General features: G+C 55.1%; 8 protein-coding genes and 1 riboswitch. Of the genes, 3 read left to right on the forward strand and 5 right to left on the reverse strand.

Features of this window, described 5'->3' with window-relative positions; all coding sequences use genetic code 11:
- Positions 1 to 336: 336 nt before the first annotated feature.
- A complete protein-coding gene (gene pgi, locus WLO31_RS19610) occupies positions 337 to 1,986 on the reverse strand; it encodes a glucose-6-phosphate isomerase (protein ID WP_435928193.1) in 1,650 nt (549 codons plus the stop codon).
- A gap of 161 nt (positions 1,987 to 2,147) precedes the next feature.
- Positions 2,148 to 2,340, forward strand: a riboswitch (Lysine riboswitch).
- Between the two features lie 108 nt (positions 2,341 to 2,448).
- Between pgi and lysC the strand changes: the two genes are divergently transcribed.
- From lysC to WLO31_RS19625, 3 genes are all read left to right on the forward strand, one after another.
- A complete protein-coding gene (gene lysC, locus WLO31_RS19615; RefSeq protein ID WP_435928194.1) occupies positions 2,449 to 3,810 on the forward strand; it encodes a lysine-sensitive aspartokinase 3 in 1,362 nt (453 codons plus the stop codon).
- A gap of 93 nt (positions 3,811 to 3,903) precedes the next feature.
- Positions 3,904 to 4,851, forward strand: coding sequence for a ketopantoate/pantoate/pantothenate transporter PanS (gene panS, locus WLO31_RS19620; protein ID WP_435928195.1), 948 nt, complete (start codon positions 3,904 to 3,906; stop codon positions 4,849 to 4,851).
- 121 nt (positions 4,852 to 4,972) lie between these two features.
- Positions 4,973 to 5,245 carry a DUF3811 domain-containing protein gene (locus WLO31_RS19625; protein ID WP_435928196.1) on the forward strand — a complete coding sequence of 91 codons (273 nt, stop codon included), beginning with the start codon at positions 4,973 to 4,975 and terminating at the stop codon, positions 5,243 to 5,245.
- Here WLO31_RS19625 and rluF read toward each other — a convergent pair whose 3' ends face one another.
- The 4 genes from rluF to metH all read right to left on the reverse strand — a co-directional run bounded on the left by rluF (position 5,246) and on the right by metH (position 12,235).
- On the reverse strand, positions 5,246 to 6,118 hold the full coding sequence (rluF, locus tag WLO31_RS19630; RefSeq protein WP_435928197.1) for a 23S rRNA pseudouridine(2604) synthase RluF: 873 nt from the start codon (positions 6,116 to 6,118) through the stop codon (positions 5,246 to 5,248). It abuts the gene before it with no gap.
- A 209-nt stretch (positions 6,119 to 6,327) separates the two neighbouring features.
- Entirely contained in the window at positions 6,328 to 6,729 is a 402-nt protein-coding gene (locus WLO31_RS19635; protein WP_435928198.1) for a hypothetical protein, read from the reverse strand.
- A 68-nt stretch (positions 6,730 to 6,797) separates the two neighbouring features.
- Positions 6,798 to 8,429 (reverse strand): Na/Pi cotransporter family protein, encoded by a 1,632-nt coding sequence (locus WLO31_RS19640; protein ID WP_435928199.1) that lies wholly within the window; start codon positions 8,427 to 8,429, stop codon positions 6,798 to 6,800.
- 122 nt (positions 8,430 to 8,551) lie between these two features.
- A complete protein-coding gene (gene metH / locus WLO31_RS19645) occupies positions 8,552 to 12,235 on the reverse strand; it encodes a methionine synthase (protein ID WP_435928200.1) in 3,684 nt (1,227 codons plus the stop codon).
- Positions 12,236 to 12,393 lie beyond the last annotated feature (158 nt).

The raw sequence follows: 12,393 nt of genomic DNA on the forward strand, positions 1-12,393 counted from the left end.
GCCCAAAAGCGTTTCAGGCGGGATCGAGTATACACAACAAGAGATGACAATCAGGGCGATGGGGAAATAGAGCGGGAGTTTTAAGATAAGTGGTAAAAATAACGCTTTTATCGTTATCTTAAATAAAATAATCATATAAAAAACAAAAGCTTAATAGCGTTATAAATAAAATATATGATCTGATAAATCCGAAAGTAACCCAGATAAACTATCAGGTTAATGATATTTTTAGGATTAACCTCAACGGAAGGAATTGCGCATATAAGGAGACAAGGGGAATAATCTCATAAATAAGCCGGTATATTTACCGGCTTATTTCATTATGCGTCGAGCTTATTACGCGCGCCAGGATTTATAACGGTTAATTAAGCCGTTGGTGGAGCTGTCGTGGCTGCCTATCTGCTTATCGTCGCCCAGCTCCGGCAGGATGCGGTTTGCCAGCTGTTTACCCAGCTCAACGCCCCACTGGTCAAAGGTGAAGATATTCAGGATTGCGCCCTGGGTGAAGATCTTGTGCTCATACAGCGCAATCAGCGCCCCCAGGCTGAACGGCGTGATTTCACGCAGCAGGATGGAGTTGGTTGGGCGGTTGCCTTCAAACACCTTGAACGGCACAACGTATTCCATGGTTTTTGGATCTTTACCCTGGTCTGCGTACTCCTGCTCGACCACGTCGCGGGACTTACCGAACGCCAGCGCCTCAGTCTGAGCAAAGAAGTTAGACAGCAGCTTAGGGTGATGATCGGAAAGCGGGTTGTGCGAGATGGCGGGCGCGATGAAATCGCAAGGAACCATTTTGGTGCCCTGGTGAATCAGCTGGTAAAACGCGTGCTGACCGTTGGTTCCCGGCTCGCCCCAGATAATTGGGCCGGTCTGGTAATCCACAGCGTTGCCGTTACGGTCAACGTATTTGCCGTTGGATTCCATATTGCCCTGCTGGAAATAGGCAGCAAAGCGGTGCATGTACTGGTCGTACGGCAGAATCGCTTCGGTTTCTGCGCCGAAGAAGTTGTTGTACCAGATGCCAATCAGCGCCAGCAGTACCGGCAGGTTCTCTTCTGCCGGGGTGTTTGCGAAATGGTTATCCATCGCATGCGCGCCGCTTAGCAGCTCAACGAAATTGTCATAGCCCACGGAGAGAATGATAGACAGGCCAATCGCGGACCACAGGGAGTAGCGACCGCCAACCCAGTCCCAGAACTCAAACATATTCGCCGTATCGATACCGAACTCGCCAACCGCCTTCGCGTTGGTGGAGAGCGCGGCGAAGTGTTTTGCTACATGCTTGTTATCGCCTGCGGTTTTCAGGAACCAGTCACGCGCGCTGTGGGCGTTGGTCATGGTTTCCTGCGTGGTGAAGGTTTTGGAAGCCACCAGGAACAGCGTGGTTTCCGGATCGACGTTTTTCAGCACTTCGGCGATGTGGGTGCCATCAACGTTGGATACAAAGTGCATATTAAGGTGGTTTTTATAAGGGCGCAGCGCTTCGGTCACCATGAACGGACCGAGGTCGGAGCCGCCGATACCAATGTTCACCACGTCGGTAATGGCTTTACCTGTGTAGCCTTTCCAGCTGCCGCTGATGATGCTTTCAGAGAAGGTTTTCATCTTCTCCAGCACCGCGTTCACTTCCGGCATCACATCTTTGCCGTCAACCATGATTGGGGTATTGCTACGGTTACGCAGGGCAACGTGCAGCACGGCGCGATCTTCGGTACGGTTGATCTTCTCACCGGAGAACATCGACCTGATGGCGCCCTGCAGATCGGTCTCTTTTGCCAGCGCCTGCAGCTTAGCGAGGGTGTCTTCAGTGATACGGTTTTTGGAGTAGTCCACCAGCATTAAATCGTCGAACGTAGCGGAAAAATTAGCAAAACGGTCAGCATCCTGCGCGAAAAGTTCGGCGATGGTGACATCTTTCATTTCGTCAAAATGCGCCTGTAAAGCCTGCCATGCCGCAGTCTGCGTTGGGTTGATATTTTTCATAGCGTTACCCTTTTGATTTGAGAATTGTGACTGCGGTCAATTGTATATCTCCCAACGGATTTTGTGATGGTTTTTGTGCGTATGAATAATCCGCGCCTTCTAATCATTGACAACCGAGACGTAACCTTTTATTTGTATGGGGCTACTTGCTCCTGCTGGAGCAAGCCAGAAGAGGCGCGTCGCCCAGGTAGTATGTTTGAGGAGCCAATCCGCAGACGGCATACGAGGGGGAGCGACGCCGAGGTAAGGCGCATCGGCAATGTGCATTATCGGCCACAGGGGCTGAATCCTCTGGGTTGTCACCAGAAGCGTTCGGCAGTCGGACGTTTCGCAAGGTGGGGCGCTTCTGGGTGTATCCGTAGTTCAGAACCTCTCTTCTACGTCTGCCCCGTTTCCCGCTCTTCCCTTGTGCCAAGGCTGAAACTTGTCGCCATAAGCATGGCCCCCTGACACGAGGTAGTTATGACTCACGCATTCCCACAGATCGTCGTTGCCAAATTTGGCGGCACCAGCGTCGCCGATTTCGACGCCATGAAACGCAGCGCCGAGGTTGTGCTCTCCGATGAAAACGTTCGCCTGGTCGTGCTTTCCGCCTCTGCGGGCGTCACCAATTTGCTGGTCGCGCTGGCCGAAGGGCTGGAAGCAACGGAACGTTTCGTCAAACTCGACGCCATCCGCAAAATTCAGTACGACATCGTCGAGCGGCTGAGCAATCCGCAGGTCATTCGCGAAGAAATTGAACGCCTGCTCGAAAACATCACCACGCTTGCCGAAGCAGCTTCGCTTGCCACTTCTGCCGCCCTGACTGACGAGCTGGTTAGCCACGGCGAACTGATGTCCACCCTGCTGTTTGTCGAAATCATGCGCGAGCGTAGCGTAGAGGCGCAGTGGTTCGATATCCGCAAAATCATGCGCACCAACGACCGCTTTGGCCGTGCCGAGCCGGATATCGCCGCGCTGGCAGAGCTGACAGAACTGCAATTGCAGCCGCGGCTGATGCAGTCTATCGTGGTTACCCAGGGCTTTATCGGTAGCGAAGAAAAAGGTCGCACGACGACGCTGGGCCGCGGCGGCAGCGACTATACCGCCGCCCTGCTGGGTGAAGCGCTGCATGCAAGCCGCGTGGATATCTGGACGGACGTGCCGGGCATTTACACCACCGATCCACGCGTGGTGCCGGCCGCAAAACGCATCGACAAAATTGGTTTTGAAGAAGCCGCTGAGATGGCGACATTCGGCGCCAAAGTGCTGCATCCGGCCACGCTGCTGCCAGCGGTACGCTGCGATATTCCGGTGTTCGTTGGTTCAAGTAAAGATCCCAAAGCGGGCGGCACGCTGGTCTGTAATGAAACGGACAATCCGCCGCTGTTCCGCGCCCTTGCCCTGCGCCGTAAACAAACGCTGCTGACGCTGCACAGCCTCAATATGCTGCATTCACGCGGCTTCCTGGCAGAAGTGTTCAGCATTCTGGCGCGCCATAATATTTCGGTCGATCTGATAACCACTTCTGAAGTGAGCGTGGCGCTGACGCTGGATACCACAGGCTCTACCTCCACCGACGATAGCCTGCTGACCACATCATTACTCACGGAGCTTTCGTCCCTGTGCCGTGTGGAAGTGGAGGAAAATCTTGCGCTGGTGGCGATAATTGGCAACAAGCTCTCTCAGGCCTGCGGCGTGGGCAAAGAAGTGTTCGGCGTACTGGAGCCGTTCAACATCCGCATGATTTGTTACGGCGCATCCAGCTATAACCTCTGTTTCCTGGTGCCTGGCGGCGATGCGGAACAGGTCGTGCAGAAACTGCATCACAATCTGTTTGAATAAAACGTCTACACGTGCAATGAATACCGGTGCCGGGCTCGATCCCGGCATTTTTATAACCAGAAACAACACAACAACACCTGCAAGGATTTCGATATGCTCGCGACATTAACCCGGCTCTTCCCGCTCTGGGCGGTGCTGCTGTCCGTACTCGCCTATTACACTCCCGGCACGTTCACCCCTATCGGCCCGTGGGTCAGCACACTTTTAATGCTGATTATGTTCGGCATGGGTGTGCATCTGCGTATTGATGATTTCAAACGCGTGCTCTCACGCCCGGCTCCCGTCGCGGCAGGCACGTTTCTTCACTATCTGATTATGCCGCTGGCGGCCTGGGCGCTGGCGAAGCTGTTCCATATGCCGCCCGACCTTTCTGCCGGCATGGTACTGGTAGGCAGCGTGGCAAGCGGTACGGCTTCAAACGTGATGATCTACCTGGCCAAAGGCGATGTCGCTCTTTCAGTAACGATCTCTTCCGTTTCAACGCTGGTCGGCGTGTTCGCCACGCCGCTGCTGACAAGGCTTTATGTCGATGCGGACATCAAAGTGGACGTGATGGGCATGCTGGTGAGCATTCTGCAGATCGTGGTGATCCCCATCGGGCTTGGTTTGATTGTTCATCATCTTTTCCCACGCCTGGTGAAACGAGTGGAGTCCTGGCTGCCGGCGTTTTCAATGCTTTGCATCCTGGCGATTATCAGCGCCGTGGTCGCAGGCAGCGCCGGCAATATCGCCTCCGTGGGCCTGATGGTCATCGTCGCCGTGATCCTGCATAACGGCATCGGATTACTGACCGGTTACTGGGGCGGGCGCCTGTTTGGGTTCGATGAATCAACCTGCCGCACGCTGGCCATCGAGGTGGGAATGCAAAACTCCGGCCTTGCCGCTACGCTCGGCAAGATTTACTTCTCGCCTTTGGCTGCCCTGCCGGGCGCGCTGTTCTCTGTCTGGCACAACCTTTCCGGTTCGCTGCTGGCGGGCTACTGGTCCGGTAAGCCGACTGATAAGAAAAAAGATGGGCGTTTGAAAAAGCGCCGAGCCTGAATAGAGACTAAGCCCGGAGATAACGGGCTTTTTTATTCGCAAACATAAACAAGGTGATTTTTACTGAGCTGAGGAGAGCTTTGCTTTACACTGAGGATCCTTTCCTTACGAGGTCGCAACGATGTCCACAGCAAGACTGACACAGCAAGACATGACGGAAAGTGAGCAACGCGAACTGAAAACGCTGCTCGACCGCGCACGTATCGCAGAAGGTCGCCCTCTGACCAACTCAGAAACCAACCACGTCAAAAAAGAATATATCGATAAACTGATGGCGGAGCGTGAACTGGCAGCCAAAAAAGCCCGCCAGCTGAAGAAACAAAAAGCGTTAAAACCGGATACCTCAGCGACGTATTCCTGGTCGGCCAATACCCATATCCGCGGGAAGCGCTGACTAGCGTCCTTTTTTCTTGCGCCCGGGCTGGGCAAAGCGCTTGCGTGAAGCAAGCTCGGCCGGGGTTTTTGCCGTGCTCTTGGGCCCGTTGCTGGCCGGCTTTTTCACGGCAGCGGGCCTGGCCTTCGCTTTTTTCGCAGGTTTCGCTTCGGATGACGAATTCTCAATCAGCTTAAACAGCTCGACCAGCTCATCGTCTGTTAAATCTCGCCATTCCCCCGGCGGCAGCCCTTTCATGCTGACGTTCATAATGCGGGTACGCTCAAGCTTTGTAACTTCATAACCGAAATGCTCGCACATGCGGCGGATCTGGCGGTTAAGCCCCTGCACCAGCGTGATGCGAAACACGAACGGCGCTTCTTTCTTTACTTTGCATTTTTTAGTGACGGTGCCAAGCATCGGCACGCCTGCGCCCATGCCGTGGATAAACTCGTCGGTGACAGGCTTGTTCACCGTCACAATATATTCTTTCTCGTGGTCGTTCCCGGCGCGCAGGATTTTATTCACCAGATCGCCATGGTTAGTCAGGAAGATAAGCCCCTGAGAGTCTTTATCCAGCCGTCCAATCGGAAACACGCGTTTGCTGTGGTTTACGAAATCAACGATATTATCTTTCTCGCCGTCTTCTGTGGTGCTGACAATTCCCACCGGCTTATTCAGCGCAATAAGCACCAAATCGTCTTCATCACGAGGCTCGATTAGCTGACCGTTGACCTTGACCACGTCTCCGGCAAATACCTGGTCGCCTATCGCGGCGCGCTTGCCGTTAATAAAAACATTTCCCTGTTCGATGTAACGATCGGCGTCGCGACGCGAGCAGATACCGCTCTCGCTAATGTATTTGTTAAGACGTACAGATGAGTTGGTCAGCATGGTTCCTCCGTAAAAAACGGACTATACCTTACCCTTCGGGCGTTGCGAACAGGGGATATTCACATTGTCCCTATCTCTTGAGGAGTCTCGCACAAACGGCAACGGCCTTGCGGCCTGCTTGCCAGATTTAAAATGCCCCGCTGAAATTTGAATTCGACGGGCGAAAGCGGCGACGAGACGAGAGTGTCGTTCGTCGCCCTGAAAAAGAGTTACTTAGGCGTGGCTGCAATCACGGCAAGTCTCTTTTGAATATCCTTATCAAGATTATTCACCCAGTGGTTGTACGCGCGGTGAATTTCACCGTCTGATGCCAGCAGATTCACGCTGTTGACGTAGTGAATGGAGTATTCTCTTTCACTGTAGTTAATGCGAATGGTTACGCTGTGCTTACGTACGTTTTGCGTGGCGTTAATGACGCCTGGACCTGCCGCAGACATGATCCAGTCGCGCCCCTGTCCGGCATTAATAATCGCCTCTTTGACCTGATCGGTCGTTACGTGCTGAGTGATGATTGTCTGTGGCGTTCTGACCGGCTCCGTTCTTTCCAGCGCCGAACACCCTGCCAGCGCGGCAATACAAACGGCCGCCGCTATCATCTGTTTAAACTTCATTATTAAATTCCTTTTGTTTTATTAATTTAACGGGCCAGATTATAACCAGTCGGACTGGTCCTGGAAAATTAATATTCATCCCTTTCGTCATCGTCGTCCGGCTGTTCCAGCACGCCGTAAGCCACCGCGCAGAACAGGGAGTTCAGACGCTTCATATCACCCAGCAGGCCCAGGTGCAGCGAGCTGGTTTCTATACTCTGCACGTTTTGCTGATGCAGACGATCGACGTGCGCGTGCGAGAAACGGCGATTCATAATGCGGAAACGATGCTTGTTACGGCGCAGGCGACGCGCGCTGTTTACGTCCGCTGAGAAAAATACCGACAGGCTGAGCTTGAGGTTGCTCGTTAGCTGCTGCAGAAGGCTGTCGAGCTCGTTCAGACCATCCGGCGAAAACGCCCGGCGGGTGGCGAGTGATTTATCCGCCACTTCACTGCCCATTCTCTCAAGGATATCCGCCGCCTGTTCGAGGTTAAGCGACATCTCGATAATCTCCGCCCAGCGGCGGGATTCAATCTCGGCCAGATCCTCTTTCTGCATTTGCGCCATATAGAGTTTGATGGCGGTGTAGAGCACATCCACGTCGTCGGCAAGCTTGCGCAGCTCCTTCTCCTGCCGCGGCTCGCCGTGCATCACCTTGCTCCAGGTTTCCAGCATCTGCTCCAGCAAATCGCCCATGCGCAGCGTTTCCCGGGCGGCGTTTGACAAGCCTAAGGCGGGTGTATCGAGAGCCGTCGGGTCGAGATGCTTCGGCTTCATGCGCGCATCCAGCTCGGGCGCCTCACTGATTACCCTCCGGCAGAACCGCGCCATCGGCCCGGCAAAGGGCACCATCGCCAGACAGCGGATAAGGTTGTAGAAGACGTGGAAATAGATAACCAGTTCGGATTCAGGCAGGGGCAAATGGTGCATAAGGCTGGCAAGAATGTGCACAAAGGGCAGCACGATGATGCTGCCCACCAGCTTAAACAGCAGGCTGCCGAGGGCCACCCGCCGCGCGGCGGCGTTAGCGGCGCTGTTGTTAATCATCGCCAGCAGGCCGGAGCCGAGGTTGGCGCCAATCACCAGGCACAGCGCCACATCAAACGAAATAACGCCGGTTGAGGTAAGCGTGGCGGTAAGCAGCACGGCGGCAAGGCTGGAATAGCTGATAACGGCGAACATGGCGCCGATTAGCGCATCAAGCATGATATCGCCGGTCAGCGAGGCGAAGATAACCTGCACGCCCGAGGCCTGGGTTATCGGCGTGACGGCGGCAACGATCAGCTCCAGCGCCTGCAAAATCAGCCCCAGGCCGATGCCGACACGGCCAAGCTGCCCGGCGCGCGATTGCTTGCGGCTGAGGAAAAAAATTACCCCGATGAAAATCAGCAGCGGCGAAAGCCAGGAGAGGTCGAACGTCAGAACACGCGCCATTAACGCGGTACCGACATCGGCGCCCAGTACGATCACCAGCGCAGGCGTAAGCGCCACCAGATCCTGCGCCACAAACGAGGTGACCAGCATGGTGGTCGCATTGCTGCTCTGAACGAGCGCGGTTACGCCAATGCCTGCGCAGAAGGCGAGCGGTTTCTTTTCGACGCTGCGGCTGAGCACGCTACGAAGATTAGCGCCGTAAACGCGCATGATGCCGGTACGCACAATGTGCGTGCCCCAGACCAGTAGCGCCACCGCAGAAAGCAGATGCAGTAGAGTGAGCACACTTTCTCCTTATAAATTATCGGGTCCCTGCAAGGTCAAGTATAAGTGCTTAATCGCCCTAAATAGCCAGGGCGCCATCTTTAGCGCCCTGTCAGGTGTAACGAAAATTTAAACAGCAATGACTAGTCCGCGTCGTAGCCCAGATTCGACGATAGCCAGCGCTCCACCTCGCTGACGGACATCCCTTTGCGACGGGCGTAATCCTCAACCTGATCGCGCTGGATCTGCGCCACGGTGTAGTACTTGCTGTCCGGATGGCTGAAGTACCAGCCGGAAACCGACGCGCCCGGCCACATGGCGTAGGATTCGGTCAGCTTCATGCCGATAACGTTTTCGACATCCAGCAGCTCCCAGATAGTCGCCTTTTCGGTATGCTCCGGGCAGGCCGGATAGCCCGGCGCCGGGCGAATTCCCTGATAGTTCTCGCGGATCAGCTCTTCGTTGCTCAGATTTTCCGTTGGCGCGTAGCCCCAGTACACCTTACGCACGCGCTCATGCAGGTATTCCGCAAAGGCCTCCGCCAGGCGGTCGGCGATCGCTTTTACCATGATTTTATTGTAATCATCGTGCTGCGCGTCGAAAGCTTCGGCCAGCGCATCTTCCTCCAGGCCGCCGGTAACCGCAAACGCTCCGATATAGTCCGCTTTTCCGCTGTGCTTCGGCGCGACAAAATCCGCCAGGCAGTAGTTCGCAAAACCGACCTTTTCAGTTTGCTGGCGCAGGTGATGAGCGACGGTCAGCACCTGAGTGCGGGATTCATCGCGATAGATTTCGATATCGTCGTCCACGCGGTTTGCCGGAAACAGGCCAACCACGCCGCGCGGGTTAAGGGATTTTTCCGCGTGCAGTTTATCAAGCATGTCGTTGGCTTCTTTAAACAGGCGCTGCGCTTCTTCTCCCACCACCTCGTCTTCAAGGATGCGCGGATATTTCCCGGCCAGCGACCAGGTCATAAAGAACGGCGTCCAGTCGATATAGTTACGCAGCGTTTCGATGCTGGCGGTAATTTCCTGCACGCCCGGACGATGCACGACCGGAGGCGTATAGTTCGCCCAGTCGAAAGCCAGATCGTTTTCACGTGCGGCCTGGAGCGTGACAGGCGGAGTACGCGGTTTTTTACGGGCGTGCTGAGCACGCACGGTGACGTACTCTTTACGCGTACGGGCAACAAAATCATCATGCTGCGTTGCGGAAAGCAGTGCGGAAACCACGCCTACGGTGCGCGAGGCGTTCTGCACGTAAACCGTCGGGCCGCTGTAGTTCTGCTCGATTTTAACCGCCGTATGCGCTTTGGATGTCGTCGCGCCGCCAATCAGCAGCGGCAGGGTAAAGCCCTGGCGCTCCATCTCTTTGGCGACGTTAACCATTTCATCCAGCGACGGGGTGATAAGCCCGGACAGGCCGATAATATCGGCGCCGACCTCGCGGGCCGTTTTCAAAATCTTCTCGCCCGGCACCATAACGCCAAGATCGACAATTTCGTAGTTATTACACTGCAGCACCACGCCGACGATGTTTTTACCGATGTCATGCACATCGCCTTTCACCGTGGCGAGTACGATTTTGCCGTTGGTGGAGCCTTTCTCTTTGCTGGCCTCGATATACGGCTCCAGGTAAGCAACCGCCTGTTTCATTACGCGGGCGGATTTCACCACCTGCGGCAGGAACATTTTGCCTTCCCCAAACAGGTCGCCAACCACGTTCATGCCGTCCATCAGCGGCCCTTCAATCACCTCGATCGGGCGCTCGGCCTGCTGGCGGGCTTCCTCGGTGTCGAACTCGATAAATTCGGTGATGCCTTTTACCAGCGAGTATTCGAGGCGTTTTTTCACTTCCCACGTGCGCCACTCCGCCAGCTGGGCCGCGGCGGCATCATCGCCTTTGCTGCTGCGATACTTCTCTGCCAGGTTGAGCAACCTTTCGGTGCTATCGTCGCGGCGGTTAAGAATGACGTCTTCTACCGCATCGCGTAATTCATCGGAAAGATCGTCATAAATCGCCAGCTGGCCGGCGTTGACGATACCCATGTCCATACCGTTGCGGATGGCGTAGTAGAGGAAGACGGCATGAATGGCTTCGCGCACCGGGTCGTTACCGCGGAACGAGAACGAAACGTTCGATACGCCGCCGGAGATCATCGCATGCGGCAGCTCGCGTTTGATATCTTCGCATGCGCCGATAAAGTCCTGGGCATAGTTGTTATGTTCATCAATGCCCGTCGCAACCGCAAAAATGTTCGGGTCGAAAATAATATCTTCCGGCGGGAAGCCTACCTCTTCGGTGAGGATTTTATAGGCGCGGCGGCAGATTTCTGTTTTACGCTCGCGCGTATCCGCCTGCCCCACTTCGTCAAAGGCCATCACCACCATCGCCGCACCGTAACGGCGCACCAGCTTCGCGTGGTGAACAAATTGTTCAACGCCCTCTTTCATGGAGATGGAGTTAACGATGCCTTTGCCCTGAATGCACTTCAGCCCTTTTTCGATGACTTCCCACTTTGAGGAGTCAATCATGATCGGCACGCGGGCGATATCCGGCTCGCCGGCAATCAGGTTGAGGAAACGCACCATCGCCGCCTCGGCGTCGAGCATCCCCTCATCCATGTTGATGTCGATGATTTGCGCGCCGCTTTCAACCTGCTGCAGGGCGACTTCCAGCGCTTCGTTATATTTTTCTTCTTTAATCAGACGCTTAAATTTGGCTGAGCCGGTAACGTTGGTACGCTCGCCCACGTTGACAAACAGGCTTTCCGCGCCGATATTCAGCGGTTCAAGCCCTGCAAGACGGCAGGCAACCGGCAGTTCCGGCAGCTTACGAGGCGCAACGCCTTCCACCGCTTTACTCATCGCGGCGATATGTTCCGGCGTGGTGCCGCAGCAGCCGCCAACGATATTCAGGAAGCCCGCGTGCGCCCACTCGCCAATCTGCTGCGCCATGATATCCGCATCCAGATCGTACTCGCCAAAGGCGTTCGGCAGCCCGGCGTTCGGGTGCGCGGTAACGTAACATTCGGCAATGCGTGAAAGCTCGGCAACGTACTGGCGCAGTTCGTCCGGTCCCAGGGCGCAGTTCAGGCCGAAGGTCAGCGCATCCGCATGGCGTAAAGAGTTATAGAAAGCTTCCGTCGTTTGCCCGGAAAGGGTACGGCCCGAGGCATCGGTAATAGTGCCGGAAATCATAATCGGCAGCTCTACGCCCAGCGCTTCAAACTCGGCTTTTACAGCAAAAATAGCCGCTTTGGCGTTTAACGTATCGAATACCGTTTCAATCATGATCAGGTCAACGCCGCCCTCCACCAGCGCACGGGTGGATTCGCGGTAGGCTCCGACGAGCTGATCGAAGGTGACGTTACGAAAAGCGGGATCGTTAACGTCCGGCGAAATAGAGGCCGTGCGGTTGGTCGGGCCTAAAACCCCGGCAACGTAACGCGGTTTTTCCGGCGTGCGGGCAGTCCATTCATCGGCGCAGGCTCGCGCCAGCTTCGCCGCCTCAAGGTTGATTTCCGCCGACAGGGATTCCATCTGGTAATCCGCCATCGCGATGGTCGTGGAGTTGAAGGTGTTGGTTTCGACGATGTCGGCGCCCGCTTCAAAGTAGGCATAGTGAATGGCGGCAATAATTTCCGGTTTGCTTAGCACTAACAGGTCGTTATTCCCTTTCAGGTCACACGGCCAGTCTGCAAAGCGAACCCCTCGAAAATCGCTCTCTTCAAGACGGTAACTCTGGATCATGGTGCCCATACCGCCATCCAGCACCAGAATGCGTTCGTTTAACTGCCGCTGCAATTGCTCTACTTTGTTGCTCAACTCAGGCTCCCGGGGACAAAACGTGTTAAAGCTGTATAAAAGCCATACTGGCACAAGTTGCGACAGGGTAAAAGCAATGGAAGGTGAGACATGTTCACCTGACTGCTCCGATGAGTCTGATGCAGGTTGCAATATCGCCAAATAAAACGAAAATGATT

Origin of the sequence: Dryocola sharpae, from assembly GCF_051307055.1 — a bacterium.
Lineage (GTDB): Bacteria > Pseudomonadota > Gammaproteobacteria > Enterobacterales > Enterobacteriaceae > Dryocola.